General features: G+C 58.1%; 18 protein-coding genes, 1 tRNA gene and 1 pseudogene. 3 read left to right on the top strand and 17 right to left on the bottom strand.

Features of this window, described 5'->3' with window-relative positions:
- Nucleotides 1–16: 16 nt before the first annotated feature.
- The gene (gene dapA / locus BLO50_RS11355; protein WP_090252647.1) at nt 17–895 is read right to left on the bottom strand and encodes a 4-hydroxy-tetrahydrodipicolinate synthase; all 879 of its coding nucleotides are present in this window, start codon (nt 893–895) and stop codon (nt 17–19) included.
- A gap of 226 nt (nt 896–1121) precedes the next feature.
- Between dapA and BLO50_RS11350 the strand changes: the two genes are divergently transcribed.
- Entirely contained in the window at nt 1122–1679 is a 558-nt protein-coding gene (locus BLO50_RS11350; RefSeq protein ID WP_090252644.1) for a glycine cleavage system transcriptional repressor, read from the top strand.
- A 14-nt stretch (nt 1680–1693) separates the two neighbouring features.
- Nucleotides 1694–2167: a peroxiredoxin gene (locus BLO50_RS11345; protein WP_090252642.1), complete on the top strand. Its 474-nt coding sequence runs from the start codon at nt 1694–1696 to the stop codon at nt 2165–2167.
- 52 nt (nt 2168–2219) lie between these two features.
- Here the strand turns inward: BLO50_RS11345 and BLO50_RS11340 are convergent, their stop codons facing one another.
- Nucleotides 2220–3284, bottom strand: coding sequence for an AI-2E family transporter (locus tag BLO50_RS11340; RefSeq protein ID WP_090252639.1), 1065 nt, complete (start codon nt 3282–3284; stop codon nt 2220–2222).
- Nucleotides 3285–3345: 61 nt separating this feature from the next.
- Nucleotides 3346–3597, bottom strand: a complete 252-nt coding sequence (locus BLO50_RS11335; RefSeq protein ID WP_090252637.1) for a sulfurtransferase TusA family protein — start codon at nt 3595–3597, stop codon at nt 3346–3348.
- Nucleotides 3598–3703: 106 nt separating this feature from the next.
- Between BLO50_RS11335 and BLO50_RS11330 the strand changes: the two genes are divergently transcribed.
- The gene (locus tag BLO50_RS11330; RefSeq protein WP_090252634.1) at nt 3704–5137 is read left to right on the top strand and encodes a M48 family metalloprotease; all 1434 of its coding nucleotides are present in this window, start codon (nt 3704–3706) and stop codon (nt 5135–5137) included.
- Nucleotides 5138–5197: 60 nt separating this feature from the next.
- On the opposite strand, the gene nadA is transcribed toward BLO50_RS11330, so the two are convergent.
- From nadA to ruvC, 14 genes and pseudogenes are all read right to left on the bottom strand, one after another.
- Complete coding sequence (gene nadA / locus BLO50_RS11325; RefSeq protein WP_090252632.1) at nt 5198–6256, bottom strand: quinolinate synthase NadA; 1059 nt, start codon at nt 6254–6256, stop codon at nt 5198–5200.
- A gap of 166 nt (nt 6257–6422) precedes the next feature.
- Nucleotides 6423–6498: transfer RNA gene (locus tag BLO50_RS11320), tRNA-Lys, on the bottom strand.
- A gap of 58 nt (nt 6499–6556) precedes the next feature.
- Entirely contained in the window at nt 6557–7231 is a 675-nt protein-coding gene (queC, locus tag BLO50_RS11315; protein ID WP_090252630.1) for a 7-cyano-7-deazaguanine synthase QueC, read from the bottom strand.
- 1 nt (nt 7232) lies between these two features.
- Nucleotides 7233–7880: a 7-carboxy-7-deazaguanine synthase QueE gene (queE, locus tag BLO50_RS11310; RefSeq protein WP_090254077.1), complete on the bottom strand. Its 648-nt coding sequence runs from the start codon at nt 7878–7880 to the stop codon at nt 7233–7235.
- A 192-nt stretch (nt 7881–8072) separates the two neighbouring features.
- Nucleotides 8073–8894 (bottom strand): tol-pal system protein YbgF, encoded by an 822-nt coding sequence (gene ybgF / locus BLO50_RS11305; protein WP_090252628.1) that lies wholly within the window; start codon nt 8892–8894, stop codon nt 8073–8075.
- Between the two features lie 6 nt (nt 8895–8900).
- Nucleotides 8901–9398 carry a peptidoglycan-associated lipoprotein Pal gene (pal, locus tag BLO50_RS11300; RefSeq protein ID WP_090252626.1) on the bottom strand — a complete coding sequence of 166 codons (498 nt, stop codon included), beginning with the start codon at nt 9396–9398 and terminating at the stop codon, nt 8901–8903.
- Between the two features lie 69 nt (nt 9399–9467).
- Nucleotides 9468–10766: a Tol-Pal system beta propeller repeat protein TolB gene (tolB, locus tag BLO50_RS11295; protein ID WP_090252623.1), complete on the bottom strand. Its 1299-nt coding sequence runs from the start codon at nt 10764–10766 to the stop codon at nt 9468–9470.
- Nucleotides 10763–11713: a cell envelope integrity protein TolA gene (tolA, locus tag BLO50_RS11290; RefSeq protein WP_090252621.1), complete on the bottom strand. Its 951-nt coding sequence runs from the start codon at nt 11711–11713 to the stop codon at nt 10763–10765. The genes tolB and tolA overlap by 4 nt, the downstream gene beginning before the upstream one ends.
- Complete coding sequence (gene tolR, locus BLO50_RS11285; RefSeq protein ID WP_090252619.1) at nt 11713–12165, bottom strand: protein TolR; 453 nt, start codon at nt 12163–12165, stop codon at nt 11713–11715. The genes tolA and tolR overlap by 1 nt, the downstream gene beginning before the upstream one ends.
- 33 nt (nt 12166–12198) lie before the next feature.
- Nucleotides 12199–12894: a protein TolQ gene (gene tolQ / locus BLO50_RS11280; RefSeq protein WP_090252616.1), complete on the bottom strand. Its 696-nt coding sequence runs from the start codon at nt 12892–12894 to the stop codon at nt 12199–12201.
- A pseudogene (gene ybgC, locus BLO50_RS11275) lies at nt 12875–13349 on the bottom strand (tol-pal system-associated acyl-CoA thioesterase). Before ybgC ends, tolQ begins: the two are co-directional and overlap by 20 nt.
- A gap of 52 nt (nt 13350–13401) precedes the next feature.
- Nucleotides 13402–14454, bottom strand: a complete 1053-nt coding sequence (ruvB, locus tag BLO50_RS11270) for a Holliday junction branch migration DNA helicase RuvB (protein WP_090252608.1) — start codon at nt 14452–14454, stop codon at nt 13402–13404.
- Nucleotides 14454–15059 (bottom strand): Holliday junction branch migration protein RuvA, encoded by a 606-nt coding sequence (gene ruvA, locus BLO50_RS11265; protein ID WP_090252606.1) that lies wholly within the window; start codon nt 15057–15059, stop codon nt 14454–14456. Before ruvA ends, ruvB begins: the two co-directional genes overlap by 1 nt.
- A 23-nt stretch (nt 15060–15082) precedes the next feature.
- Nucleotides 15083–15607: a crossover junction endodeoxyribonuclease RuvC gene (ruvC, locus tag BLO50_RS11260; protein ID WP_090252604.1), complete on the bottom strand. Its 525-nt coding sequence runs from the start codon at nt 15605–15607 to the stop codon at nt 15083–15085.
- Nucleotides 15608–15646: the final 39 nt, after the last annotated feature.

Genomic DNA, 15646 nt, shown 5'->3' with positions numbered 1-15646 from the left:
CGTAGTAATTCCTCAATTAAACCAATACGCCGGACTGGCGCAGGGCCTGACGCAGCGGTTCATGACAACGTGGGCTGAGCCAGGTCAGTGGCAGACGGATACCGTCTGGCATCAAACCCATTTCATGCAGAGCCCATTTCACCGGAATCGGGTTGGATTCGATAAACAGCGCCTTGTGCAGCGGCATCAGGCGGTCGTTGATGGCGCGGGCAATGGCGGCTTCACCGCGCATGGCTGCTGCGCACAGATCGCTCATCGCGCGCGGGGCGACGTTGGCGGTTACCGAGATATTGCCCTTGCCGCCCATCAGCATCAGCTCGACGGCAGTAGCGTCATCGCCGGAATAGACGAGGAAGTCCTTGCTTACGCGATCCAGTACTTCCTGGCCGCGCTGCAGGTCGCCAGTGGCTTCCTTGATACCAATGATGTTGTCGATCTTGGCCAGGCGCTCAACCGTCTCCGGCAGCATGTCGCAGACCGTACGGCCCGGCACGTTGTAGAGAATCTGCGGGATGGCAACCGATTCGGCGATATGGCGGAAGTGCAGGTACAGGCCTTCCTGAGTCGGCTTGTTGTAATACGGGGTGACTAGCAGGCAAGCGTCGGCACCGACATCTTTAGCAGCGCGGGTCAGTTCGACTGACTCTCGGGTGGAGTTGCCACCGGTACCGGCGATGACGGGAATACGTCCGGCTACCTGATCGACCACACGACGGATCACTTCTACGTGCTCACCCACGTCAAGCGTGGCGGACTCACCTGTGGTGCCGACCGCGACGATGGCGTTGGTGCCCTCTTGCAGGTGGAAATCCACCAGTTTGCTCAGGCCGTCCCAATCAAGACCACCTTGTGCATCCATGGGCGTAACCAGTGCCACCATACTGCCCGCAATCATGCAACCGCTCCTGCCGGAAAAAGAGAGCGGTAATGGTACTGGGGCCACCTGCCTTGCACAAGCGAAGTACCTCGGCAACGCGTATACAATCTTTCTCAGGCAAACGCGGCACATTCCACATCGCCAAGCCCTGCCAGCATTCCCCTGAGCGGTGCTTTTCGCTACCCTTCCGGCTTTGATCGGTGCTGTATAAACAGCTCGACCGCTTATTGTTTAGGAAGGCTGCATGTCCACCCCCCCAGTTCGCGAACAATTCCTGCTTATCAGCGCCCTCGGTCCCAACGCCATGGAGCTGACCAACGTGCTCTGCCGCACCAGTCACGAGAACCGTTGCGCCGTGGTCAGTACTCGCCTCAGTCGGCATGGCGAGTACAGCGCACTGGTCTTGCAGATATCCGGCAGCTGGGATGCACTGGCTCGCTTGGAGTCAAGCCTGCCGGCGCTGGCGAAGAAGCACAGCTTCTCGGTCAACGTGATTCGCAGCGCCGCCTCGGAAAGCCGCCCACAGGCGCTGCCTTATGTGGCGTATGTCAGCTCGGCCTACCGCCCGGACATCCTTAATGAGCTGTGCCAGTTCTTTCTCGACCATCACGTCGAACTGGAAAACCTCACCTGCGACACCTACCAGGCCCCGCAGACCGGCGGCACCATGCTCAACGCGACCCTTACCGTGACCTTGCCAGCCGGCACGCAGATCAGCTGGTTGCGTGATCAGTTTCTCGACTTTGCCGATGCGTTGAATCTGGACGCTTTGATTGAACCCTGGCGTCCGCAGAACCCATAAAGGAGCAGCACGATATGGCCGTAGTACTCGACACCCCGGTTGCAGATTTTCAGGCAGAGGCCACCAGCGGCCAGACCGTAAAGCTGTCCGCACTCAAAGGCCAGCAAGTGGTGATCTACTTTTATCCGAAGGACAGCACGCCGGGCTGCACCACCGAGGGCCAGGGTTTTCGCGACCAATACTCGGCCTTTCAGGCAGCCAACACGCTGATCTTCGGCGTGTCGCGCGACAGCCTGAAGTCCCACGAGAACTTCAAGTGCAAGCAGGAATTCCCCTTCGAGCTGATCTCTGACAAAGATGAAGCCGTTTGCCAGCTGTTCGATGTGATCAAACTGAAGAAGCTCTACGGCAAGGAATACCTGGGCGTGGACCGCAGCACCTTCCTGATCGATAAAGAAGGTGTATTGCGCCAGGAATGGCGTGGCGTGAAGGTACCCGGGCATGTCGATGCGGTACTGGCCGCGGCCCAGGCACTGAATAAAGCCTGAATCGCGCGAGCAAAAAAGCCGGTCAATTGACCGGCTTTTTATTGCCTGCAGATTAATCGGCCGTTATCTGCTCACTACGTGGCCAGGCATCGATCACGGCTTTGAATAGCGTGGCCAACGGGATGGCGAAGAACACGCCCCAGAAGCCCCACATGCCGCCAAACAGCAGCACCGCGCAGATGATCGCCACCGGGTGCAGATTGACCGCCTCGGAGAACAGCAGCGGCACCAGGACGTTGCCGTCCAGCGCCTGAATGATCCCGTAGACCACCATCAGGTAAATGAACTGGTCACCAAGCCCCCACTGGAACAGCCCGATCAGCGCCACCGGCACAGTGACAACCACAGCGCCGATATATGGCACTACCACAGACAGACCGACCAACAAGGCCAGCAGCGCGGCGTAGTTAAGCCCTAAGTAGGCAAACGCGATGTAGGTGACCACGCCACAGATAATGATTTCGATCACCTTCCCGCGAATGTAGTTGGCAATCTGCTTGTTCATCTCCTCTGCCACTTGAGTGATCAACGCACGTTCACGCGGCAGATAACCACGAAACCACGCACTGATCAGCTCGCGATCCTTGAGGAAGAAGAACACCAGAATCGGCACCAGCACGAGGTAGATCATGATGCTGACCAGCATCGGCAAGCTTGATAAGGAAAACGACAGTGCCCACTGGCCAAACTTGCCGACCTCGCCCCGTACGCCCTCAATTAACTGCAGCACCTGCACATCGGTAATCAGCGTCGGGTATCGCTCCGGCAGCAGCAGAAACAGCGACTGCCACTCGCCAAGCATGCGCGGCAGTTCATTGAACAAGGTGCTCAACTGCTGCCAAAGCAGTGGCATCAATACCAACAGAAACAGACCCAGCATGCTTAAAAACAGGGTGAACACCAGCCACACTGCCACCACTTGCGGCAAGCGTAGGCGCTCAAAGGCATTCACCAACCCCTGCATCAGAAACGCCAGCACCAAGCCGGTCAGCACTGGAGCCAACATGCCGCCTAGGTTCAGGATCGCGGCAAAGCCCAACACCAACAACACCGCGAGCACCACCGCCTGCTCATCAGAAAAATAGCGATGCAACCAATCCTGAAACACCTTGAACATCGTGACTCCTTACTTGAGCAGCGCCTTCACAGGCATCCCTATGAACCGCACTTGTCAGCTGCTAGGCCTTGCGCAGCCAATAGCGATACACACCACTATCGACCTCTTCACGCAACAGACTATGCCCGGCCAGGCTGGCGAAGGCACGGAAATCCCGCTGCGAGCCAGCATCAGTGGCCTCAACCTTGAGCACCGCGCCACTGGCCAGGCGGTTTAGCTCCAGCTTGGCTTTGAGTAAAGGTAGCGGGCAGTTGAGCCCGCAGGCGTCCAGTTGCGCGTCGAAGTCCTCGGCACGCCATTGCATATCAGTCATTGAGCCACTCCAGGAAGGCCGCAAGGATACCCAAGGGCGTACAACCCTGGCCAGCACCGCCGCCAGCCAGCTACAGTAGCGCCTTTGTTCGACACGAGCTTTGTGCATGAGCCTTCTGCGCCCTACCCTGTTGACGCTGGCCTGCCTGCTGGCAGCCCCCGCCACGGCCAGTGACCTGCCCTCCCTTGGCGATGCCAGTTCCGCCATTGTTTCCCCACAGCAAGAGCACCAGTTGGGCCGCGCCTGGCTGAGCCTGGTTCGCAGCCAAGTCAGCCAGCTCGACGACCCACAGCTCAAGGACTTCGTCGAAACCAGCGTCTATCGCCTGAGCGAAACCAGCCAACTGCAGGATCGACGCCTGGAGTTCGTTCTGCTCAACAGCCCACAGATCAACGCCTTTGCCGCGCCCGGTGGAATTGTCGGGGTCAACGGCGGCCTGTTTCTGTATGCGCAGACCGAAGCCGAGTACGCCTCGGTTATGGCTCACGAACTGGCGCACTTGTCACAACGCCACTTCGCTCGAGGGCTAGAAGCACAGCAGCGCATGCAGATCCCGGTGATGGCCGGACTGCTCGCAGGTATCGTCGCAGCGGCGGCTGGCGCTGGCGACCTGGGCATCGCCGCCATCGCCTCGACCCAAGCAGCAGCGATGCAGGAACAACGACGCTTCTCTCGACAAAATGAGCAGGAAGCTGACCGCATCGGCCTGGTCAACCTGGAAAAAGCCGGCTTCGATCCGCGCGCCATGCCCAGCATGTTCGAGCGTCTGATGCGCCAGTACCGCTACGATCGCAAGCCGCCGGAGTTCCTCCTCACTCACCCGGTGTCGGAATCGCGCATCGCCGACACCCGCAACCGCGCCGAACAGTACAACGCGTCAGGGATCACTGACAGCGTGCGCTACCAGCTGATGCGCGCACGCGTGCAGCTGATCTACGAAGAAACCCCAGGCGTCGCCGCCAAACGCTTTCGCAATATGCTCGATGAGAATCCGCAGCTGGAAGCTGCCCGCTATGGCTTGGCGATTGCGCTGATCAAGAGCGGACAGCACAAAGAAGCCCGCGAAGCGTTGCAACCTCTGCTCACCAAATCCCCCAACGACGTCACCTACAACCTGGCGCACGTTGAACTGGATATGGCTGCCAATCGTCTAGGCGACGCGCAAAGCCGGATCACCCGCTTGCTGACCCTTTATCCGAACAATTACCCCGTCAACCAGGCGCATATCGATCTGCTGATGAAGCAGGTGCGCACTCAGGAAGCCGAGCGCGCTCTCGACGACATGCTGAAAAGTCGCGGCAAAGATCCGGATGTCTGGTATCAGGTAGCCGAAGTGCGCGGCCTGAGCGGCAATACCATCGGCCTGCACCAGGCCCGTGGCGAATTCTTCGCCCTGGTCGGCGACTATAACCAGGCCCTGGAACAGCTCGACTTTGCCAAGCGCCGCGCCAGCAATAACTTCCAACTCGCCTCACGCATCGACGCCAGGCAGCGCGAGCTGATGGAAGAACAGCGCATCATCGAGCAGATGCTTCGCTAGCACTGCGCGCCCTAGAAACGAAAAAGCCAGGCAAATGCCTGGCTTTTTTATACAGCTCGCTTAAGCATTCCCGCTCAGCTTGAGCCGCGCGGCCTGGGTAAAGTCGAGCATACGTTTGAGCGGCTTGATCGCTTTGGGGATCAATGCCGGGTCGACGAATATCTCGTTACTACCCTCACGCAAGCACTCCAAGGTGCGCTGCAGAGTATTCATAGCCATCCACGGACAATGCGCGCAGCTACGGCAAGCAGCGCCGTTGCCGGCGGTGGGCGCGGCAACAAACTCCTTGTCCGGACAGAGCTGCTGCATCTTGTAGAAGATGCCGGCGTCGGTGGCGACGATAAAGGTCTTGTTCGGCAGACGCTGCGCAGCGGCGATCAGCTGACTGGTAGAACCCACTGCATCGGCCAGATCGATCACCGCTGTCGGCGACTCGGGGTGCACCAGCACGGCGGCATCCGGATACAGCGCCTTCATATCTTCCAGCTGCTTGGCTTTGAACTCTTCGTGAACGATGCAGGCACCGTCCCACAGCAGCATGTCGGCGCCGGTTTTGTTCTGGATATAACGCCCCAGGTGCTGATCGGGTGCCCAGATGATGCTTTCGCCGTTATCCATCAGGTGCTCAACAATCTCCACCGCGCAACTGGAGGTCACCACCCAATCAGCCCGCGCCTTCACCGCCGCCGAGGTATTGGCATACACCACTACCGTGCGCTGCGGGTGCTGATCGCAGAACGCCGAAAACTCTTCCACCGGACAACCCAGATCAAGCGAGCAAGTCGCCTCAAGCGTCGGCATCAGCACGCGCTTTTCCGGATTAAGGATTTTCGCCGTTTCGCCCATGAATTTTACGCCGGCCACCAACACAGTCTGCGCCGGGTGCTGATTGCCAAAGCGGGCCATCTCCAGCGAGTCGGAAACGCAGCCGCCCGTTTCTTCGGCCAGCGCCTGCAACACCGGGTCGCAGTAATAGTGTGCGACCAGTACGGCATTTTGCTTTTTCAGCTCTGCGGCGATTTCGCTGCGGTAAAAAGCCTCTTGCTCAGGCGTGAGCGGCTTGGGCTGCTTGGCATCGAGGTGGGCTTGTACCAGCAGGCGTTCGGGAATCTGGGTCATGTCATCAGGCTCTGAATATGCTTTCAGTGCAGCGAGTATACCGCCTGCATGGCACGGCGCAGACAGCTTACGGCCAGACACAGGCAGGAAATTACAGATAAAAAAAAACCTGAAAATTCTTTTATCAGAACTTTCAGGCTTCTTTAACCTTCCGAAGAAGGGAATATGGTGGGTCGTGTGGGATTCGAACCTACGACCAATTGGTTAAAAGCCAACTGCTCTACCAACTGAGCTAACGACCCGACGCGAGGCGCATGATACTGATTTAATTCAGGAATTCAACACTTCGCGGAAAAATTTTTAGAAATAACGAGTGGGATCAACCAACCCTGCGGCAGTAAAGCCCGCTGCACGCAGACGACAGCTGTCGCATTTACCGCAGGCACGGCCCTGATCATCAGCCTGGTAGCAAGAGACAGTCAGCGCGTAATCAACGCCCTGCTGAACGCCAGCCTGAACGATCTCGGCCTTGCTCATGGCCTGCAGTGGAGCCTGAATGCGAAAGCCCTGCCCTTCTACACCGGCCTTGGTAGCCAGATTGGCCATACGCTCGAAAGCCTCAACAAACTCCGGACGGCAATCGGGGTAACCGGAATAATCCACCGCGTTTACACCGATAAAAATATCCCGAGCGCCCAACACCTCAGCCCAACCCAACGCAAGCGACAGGAAAACCGTATTGCGCGCTGGCACGTAAGTTACCGGAATGCCTTCGGTCGGGCTTTCCGGCACCTCGATACTGGAATCAGTCAGCGCCGAGCCACCCATGCCATTCAGGTTCAGGCCGATCACCTTGTGCTCGACCACACCCAGTTGCCGAGCTACCTGCTCGGCCGCCTGCAATTCAGAGCGGTGACGCTGGCCGTAATCGAAACTCATGGTGTAGCAGCTGTAGCCATCGGCTTTAGCCAACGCCACTACGGTGGCCGAATCCAGACCGCCTGACAGCAGGATTACCGCTTTCTTATCGCTCATATCAATGTCCCGGCTCATCATTCCAGAGAATCTTGTGCAGCTGCATCTGCAGGCGAACTGGCAGGTTGTCGGCAATGATCCACTCGGCCAGCGAGCGTGCATCCAACTCATGGTGACTCGGCGACATCAGCACCTCGCCGGCGCGCTCAGCCAGGCGGTACTGGATCAGTTTGCTCACAGCCCAGTCATAGTCCTCGCGCGAGCAGATGACGAACTTGACCTGATCATTTGGCGTCAGCAGGTCAATATTCTCATAGCGATTGCGCGCCACTTCGGCCGAGCCTGGGGTTTTCAGGTCGAGCACTTTGCTCACCCGCGGGTCGACCGCCGACACATCCAACGCGCCGCTGGTTTCCAGCGACACTTCATAACCGGCATCACACAGACGCTTGAGCAGAGGAATACAGTTGGGTTGCGCCAGCGGCTCACCACCGGTCACGCAGATATAGCGCGGCTTGTAGCCGGCCACCTGCTGGGCAATGGCGTCCAGCGACATGATTTCGCCACCACTGAAGGCATAGGCGGTGTCGCAGTATTGGCAACGCAAAGGACAGCCGGTCAGGCGAACGAACACGGTCGGCAAGCCGGCGGTGCGCGTCTCGCCCTGCAGCGAGTAGAAAATCTCGGTAATGCGCAGGGTATCTTGCATATCAGCCACGGGCGTGACAGCTAAACAGGCCGTCCGCCTCCGTTGCGGGAAAAGGGGCGCGGATTGTATACGAAAAAATTTCCGGGTGAAATTTTTAACGTTGCACAGCATGACGACGCACCAGCCCATTCACTGACTAAGTGCCAATAAAAACCCGCGCCAGGCGCGGGTTTCTTGAATCGAATTGCGACGTTACGGCAAACGCTGCAAATCACGCTGCGCCAGCTGAGCTGCCGAGCTGCCCGGATACTGAGCAATCACCTGCTGCAGAATACCTTTGGCCTTGTCGCTGTTACCCAAGCGCTGCTCGACGTCGGCAAGCTTGAACAACGAGTCCGGCACCTTGGCGTGGCTCGGGTAAGTCTGGCTGACCCGAGCGAATGCCTGGCCTGCGCCCTGCAGATCACCTTTGGCCAGATTCACCTCGCCGAGCCAGTACTGCGCGTTGCCGGCGTACTGACTGTTGGGGTATTTGCGCAGAAAAGCGGCAAAGGCCTGACTGGCCTTGTCGAAGTCCTTGGCTTTGATCAAATCAAAGGCCGCTTCGTAGAACAGCTTTTCCTTTGCTGGATCGGCCGGCTCATTACTGGCCGGCGCTTGTGCCTGCCCCGCCGCTGGCGGAGTAGGCGTACCACCGGCATTAATTGCACCGGCAGTTGAAGAATTCTGGCCGACTGCAGCACCTGCTGCACCACCACTCACACGTCGATCAAGATCCTGATAACGCTCCAGGCTTTCTTGTTTCAGACGCTGAATTTCATTCTGTTGCTCTTCCAGCGTACCGCGCAGCTGCGCGATCTCTTCCTGCATCTGCTGCAACTGGTTGAACAGCATGCCCTGCGCCGTGACAGGGGCAGCAGCCCCTGTCGCGACGGAGGTGCCGGACGTACCGTAACCAGCAGGCGGGTAACTGCTGCCGTAACCGGCATTGTTATCCACCACGGGAACCTCAGCCCACGCCGCAAGCGGCAGGCTGAGCGCCAAAACGGTTAAAGCACGACGGCACGTACGCATATCGAATTACTTACGCAGTTCGACGCGACGGTTTTGAGCCCAGGAGGACTCGTCGTTGCCAGTGGCGATTGCGCGCTCTTCACCGTAGGAAACCAGTTCCAGTTGAGCTGGCGAAACGCCCTGCAGTACCAGGTAACGCTGCACAGCTTTGGCGCGACGCTCGCCCAGAGCCATGTTGTATTCACGAGTACCGCGCTCGTCAGCGTGGCCTTCCAGAACTACGCGAGCGCCATTGCCTTGCAGGTCTTTGGCGTGCACGTCCAGAGCGCGCATGGCCTCTGGCTTCAGGTCGGAGCTGTCGTATTCGAAGTAGAAGGTGGTGATAGCGCGCAGAGCAGCTTCTTCGCTCAGGCTGCCATCAACAGCGCCAGTGTTGGCACCGTAACCAGCGTTTGGATCGGTAGCGCCTTCGCCAGCAGCGTCGCCGCCTTTCGAGGAGCAACCAACTGCAACGGCCAGAGCCAGGCTCAGGGCAGCAAACTTACCAAATTTCAGCATTTCCATCATGTAACTCCTAATGAACCCCAGTGTGTTAAGCAGTATTTCAGACAGCAAAAAAGGTGTAGCACCGCATCAGTTCAGGTAAGGGGACCAAGAAGGCTCTCGAACTTCGCCTTGAGCGGTAGGAAGAGGGAGCCTCACGCGACCATTGGTGGACGCTAATACCAAGACTCCCCGGCCCTGCTGGCGGGTGGCGTAGATTACCATGGTGCCGTTGGGCGCGACAGTAGGCGACTCATCCAGACTGGTATCGGACAGAATACGCAAATTGCCACGCTGCAGGTCTTGTGCCGCCACTTTGAATACGGTGTAGCCGTCCTGGCGATGGATCATCACCAGAGTCTTCTCATCCGCCGACAGCTTCGGGTTGGCGTTGTAGTTACCGATAAAGGTCACGCGCTCTGCCGAACCGCCGTTGATATTGGTCTTGTAGATCTGTGGCTTGCCGGAGCGATCCGATGTGAAGTAAAGGGTCTGACCGTCCTTACCCCAGAATGGTTCGGTATCAATCGATGGCTGATTGGTCACACGACGCAACTGGCGAGAGCCCATGTCCATCACATAGATTTCCGGATTGCCGTCACGCGACAGCACGAACGCCAGCCGATTGCCATCCGGCGACCAGGCTGGCGCGCCATTCAGGCCTTCAAAATTGGTGATCTGCTCGCGGCGACCGGTATCGATGTGCTGGACGAAGATACGTGGACGCTTCTGCTCGAAAGAGACGTAAGCAATACGACGACCATCCGGAGCGAACGACGGCGAAAGAATCGGCTCGCGCGATTGCAACAGAGTCACTGCACGGGCGCCGTCATAGTCGGAACGCTGCAGGGTGTAGCGGGTGTTGTTAACTGCAAAACGCTCGGCTGTTACATACAGCATACGCGTCGAGAATGCCCCCTTAACGCCGGTGAGCTTCTCGAAGGACTGGTCAGCGATGTGGTGCGCCATGTCACGCAGCTGATCGACACCGCCACCCACGCTGCCGGTCATTACCTGCTGCTGAGTGGTGACGTTGAACAAGGCGAACTGGATCTGCAGACGACCAGCGTTCGGCACAATGTTGCCAACCAGTACGTACTGCGCACCCAACGCTTGCCAATCGCGGTAGATCACTTCAGCCGCCTGAGTCGGCAGGCTGATCATGTTCTGCCGCGGGATCGGCTCGAATACGCCGGAATTGCGCAGGTCATTGCCGATGATGTCAGCCATATCCTCGGGTAACACACTGCCGCCCTGCCAGCCAAACGGCACTACGGCGATGGGGGTGGCACGGTCAGTACCACTGCTGATCACCAGCGGATCAGCGGCCTGAGCAGTACCGACCAATAAGGTCAGACCGAACAGAACAATACGCATTAGGGTATTCACAGACCTAAATCCTCCGGTTTGAAGACAGCGCGACGCTGCCGGTATAGGCGATCAAAAGTGGCTCTGTCCAGTTGCTGCATTTCAGCAATACGGCCCACGTTACGCACCGCCTGTACAGCAGAGTTGTCAAATGGCGAGTCACCACTGGAGCGCGTCACGCTGGCATTAGTAATGGTGCCATCAGGCAGCATTTCAATCAGCACTTCTACACTCATGCCATTACGCGCAGATGGCGGGCGCCGCCATTGCTGACTGACCAGCATGACAATCAAATCATCCAGGCTGCCAGCGACTTCATCGCCGACCGTGTCAGCGATTGCCTGCTGACGCCCGACATCCTCAGACAGCAACTCGGCCAGTGCGGCAGCCTTCTTGTCTTCTACAGCTTTACGCTGCGCCGCTTCTGCCGCCTTTTTCTTGGCGTCATCCGCTTTTTTCTTCTTTGCAGCTTCAGCGGCGGCTTTCTTCTTCGCCTCTTCTGCCGCTTTTTTCTTAGCATCTTCAGCGGCTTTTTTCTTCGCCGCCTCATCCGCGGCTTTCTTCTTGGCTACATCAGCGAGCTTCTTCTGCTCAGCAGCCTTTTTGTCAGCCTCGGCTTTTTTGGCCTCTTGGGCTTTCTGAACCTCTTGCGCTTTCTTTTGTTCCGCAGCCTTGGCCGCTACTTTTTCCTGCTCAGCCTTTTTCTGTTCAAGCTGCTCGGTTTCGTACACAGGAGCGGTGGTTTTCTTGGTTTCGCCTGCAATCTTCTGATTGGTCTGAGTGGTGGCCTGGCTTTGTGATTGCAGCTTGTACAGGGTGGCTTGTACCACCGGCTTGGCCGGCGGCAGATCCGGGGCAAAGGCAAAACTGACGAACAACATGGCAAACATGATGACGTGCAGGCCCACAGCCCAGACAACCGGCCAAAACAGACTTTCCGAAGGCGAGCGTTCGCGCTGGTCGTGCATCAGGGGGCCTCAGTGATCAGCCCGACGTTACCCACGTCAGCCTGCTGCAAACCGCCCATGGCTGCCATGATGGTGCCGTAATCAACGGTTTTGTCGCCGCGCACAAACACCTGAACCTGCTTACCGGTGGCCCGGCTCTGGCTGATGATCGCCGTCACCGCGCGGGTCATTTCTTCCAGCGTCAGCGCTTTGTCCTGAACTGTGTCGACATCGACTTCAGTGCCCATATTCCAGTAATAGGTCTTGTCGGCCTTGATCGAGATGGTCAACACCTGCGCGTTGTTATCTTGCGGCAGGGCTTCACTGCTGACTTTCGGCAGATCGACCTTGACACCCTGGTTGAGCATGGGCGCGGTCACCATAAAGATCACCAGCAGTACCAACATCACATCGATGTAAGGCACCACGTTCATCTCGGCGACGGGCTTGCGTCTGTTGCGAATTCTGGCCATGGCTTAAAACCTTTCGTAAAGAGTGCCTAAGGCTTAGTCGTCGCTGGTGTGGACTTTGCGGTGCAGAATCGCCTGGAACTCATCGGCGAAGGTGTAGTAACGACCGATCAGCATTTCGCCACGGGCAGCAAAACGGTTGTAAGCAATAACTGCAGGAATCGCGGCAAACAAACCAATAGCAGTAGCAATCAGCGCCTCAGCAATACCCGGCGCCACAGTAGCCAACGTCGCTTGCTGCACCTGAGCCAGGCCACGGAAGGAGTTCATGATGCCCCACACGGTACCGAACAGACCGATGTACGGGCTGGTGGAGCCAACCGTTGCGAGAAACGGCAGGCTCTGCTCAAGCTTCTCTTCTTCACGCGAGATGGCCACACGCATGGCACGCGCTACGGCGTCCATCACTGCATCCGGATCGACACCGGCCTGCTGACGCAGGCGCGAGAATTCTTTAAAACCAGCGCGAAAGATCTGCTCCAGACCTGAGTCCGGGTCCGGGTTGCTGCCCGCTTGGCGGTATAGTTTGGACAGGTCAATACCCGACCAGAAGCGCTCTTCGAAGTTATCCAGGGCGCGCTTGGCTGCACGCAGCAGCGCGGTGCGCTGAAAAATCATGACCCAGGACATGACCGATGCGGCCACCAGTGTCAGCATTACCAGTTGCACCACCAGACTGGCGTTGCTGATCAGACTCCACATTGACATGTGGTCAACGGCGTTGGCTTCCACGCTTACTCTCCTGCTCTAGATGTACCCGCGCCGCCCTGCCCGGCAAAGGCCGTGTGCAGAGCTTGGGGAATAGCCCGGGGTTTCAAATTGTCGGCGCGCACACAGGCCACCATAAACTGCCCTTCACAAAGCAGAGCATCATCCGTTGCTCGCCTAACCTGTTGACGAAAACGCAGGCTGGCACGGTTCAATTCACTCACTTCAGCGCTCACCAGCAACTCATCGTCGAGCTTGGCTGGCGCGTGGTAGCGCGCTTCAGCCGAATGCACAACGAACAACAGGCCCTCCTCGGCCAACGTCGACTGGAGAAAACCCAGATCACGCAGGCACTCGGTGCGAGCCCGTTCCATAAATTTGAGGTAATTGACGTAGTAGACGATGCCGCCTGCATCGGTGTCTTCGAAATAAACCCGACAGCGATGGGTGAACGGCGTAACTCCGTTTTGCGCGCGCATACTCTAGTGCCAGCTCCTGATCTTGCCAATCGTCTTCGACAAGTATTTTTTGTTAATCATCATCACCCCCGAACAGGTCAGCCGTGGGAAGTTCGCCCATGCGCTTGGGTACATTCAGGCCAAAGTGCAGATAGGCATGTCGGGTCACCACGCGACCACGTGGGGTGCGCATGATATAGCCCTGCTGAATCAGATAGGGTTCCAACACATCTTCGATGGTGTGGCGCTCTTCACTGATGGCAGCGGCCAGGTTATCGATACCCACCGGGCCACCGTCGAACTTCTCGATCATGGTCAGCAGTAGACGTCGGTCTTGGTGGTCGAAGCCACGCTCATCGACATCCAGCAGGTTCAGCGCCAGGTCGGCGATTTCGCGGGTGATATCGCCCTGCGCGCGCACTTCGGCAAAGTCGCGCACCCGGCGCAGCAGACGGTTGGCGATACGCGGCGTACCGCGGGCGCGACGGGCAATCTCGAAGGCGCCATGGGGCTCGATCGACAAGCCGAGAATCCCCGCAGAGCGCATGACGATGGTCGCCAGGTCTTCGGTGTTGTAGAACTCCAGACGCTGCACAATGCCAAAACGGTCGCGCAGTGGATTGGTCAGCATGCCAGCCCGCGTGGTCGCACCGACCAGGGTAAACGGCGGCAGATCGAGCTTGATTGAGCGCGCGGCAGGGCCTTCGCCGATCATGATGTCGAGCTGAAAATCCTCCATTGCCGGGTACAGCACTTCCTCGACAATCGGCGACAGCCGATGAATCTCATCGATAAACAGCACATCGCCCGGCTCAAGATTGGTCAGCAAAGCCGCCAGATCACCCGGCCGCTCCAGCACGGGGCCGGAGGTGCTCTTGATCGAAACATTCATTTCCTGGGCAATGATATTGGCCAGGGTGGTCTTGCCCAGACCGGGCGGGCCGAATATCAGGGTGTGATCAAGCGCTTCACTGCGCCCACGGGCGGCCTGGATAAACAGCTCCATCTGCTCGCGCACGCTCGGCTGACCGATGTACTCGGCCAGTTTCAGCGGGCGAATAGCACGGTCAACCTGCTCATCACGGTCACGCGGGGCTGCGGTAATCAGGCGATCTGCTTCTAGCACTAGACCATTCCCTTCAGGGCTCGACGAATCATATCTTCACTGCTCAAACCGTCTTCCTTAATAGCTGAGACGGCGCGACTGGCTTCCTGGGGTTTGTAGCCGAGTGAAATAAGTGCGCTGACCGCATCATTCTCCGCGCTTGAGACTGCACTGCCGCCACGAGGTTCCACCACCAGGTGCGACATGCCGGGCACGGTTTCCCAGGCTTTGAAGCGATCCTTTAGCTCAACCAGCAGGCGCTCAGCGGTTTTTTTACCGACACCCGGAATCTTCACCAGCACCGAGGTGTCTTGCGCCTGCACACAACGCACCAACTCATCGACCTCCAGCCCGGACATCAAGGCCAGAGCCAGTTTCGGGCCGACGCCATTGAGGCGAATCAGCTCGCGAAACAACTCACGCTCGCGCTTCTCAAAAAAGCCATACAGCAGATGCGCATCCTCGCGAACCACCAGATGGGTGTGCAGAGTCAGCGGCTCGCCCACTGCGGGCAAACGGTACAGGGTGGTCATGGGCACTTCCAGCTCATAACCCAAACCATTTATGTCAATAATCACATGCGGCGGCTGCTTTTCCGCCAAGGTGCCACGCAAACGTCCGATCACCGCAACTTTCCTTAAAAATGACGTTACAAACGAAGGCGACCAGCGCGCCGCTTGGCACCGACCAGGCCATGGGGAATCAGACTCTGCCGATGGTGGGCATGACACAAGGCAATCGCCAAGGCGTCAGAAGCATCGATCTGTGGCTTCTGCACCAGCTTGAGCAAGTGCATGACCATCATCTGCACCTGCTCCTTATCCGCGCCACCGGTGCCGGCAATGGCCTGTTTGACCTGAGTCGCGGTGTATTCGGCAATATCCAGCCCCGCCTCAATACCCGCAACGATGGCCACACCGCGCGCCTGACCGAGCTTGAGCGCTGAATCCGGGTTGCGCGCCATAAACACCTGTTCGATGCCCATGGTCACTGGCCCGTAGGTTTCGATCACCTCGCGTACACCGCGAAACACGACCTGGAGACGCTCTGGCATCGAACCATTGCCCGTGCGAATGCAGCCCGAGGCGACATATTCGCAGTTGCGCCCAGTATCACGCACCACACCGTAACCGGTGATGCGCGAGCCGGGGTCGATGCCAAGGATCAAGGTCATGCCTTACCGCCCACTCAAGGCGCCTGCCAATTTGGCCGA

Source organism: Pseudomonas peli (genome assembly GCF_900099645.1).
Lineage (GTDB): Bacteria > Pseudomonadota > Gammaproteobacteria > Pseudomonadales > Pseudomonadaceae > Aquipseudomonas > Aquipseudomonas peli.
The sequence above is the reverse complement of the archived record's forward strand: the minus strand, read 5'-3'. Positions and strand labels throughout refer to the sequence as shown.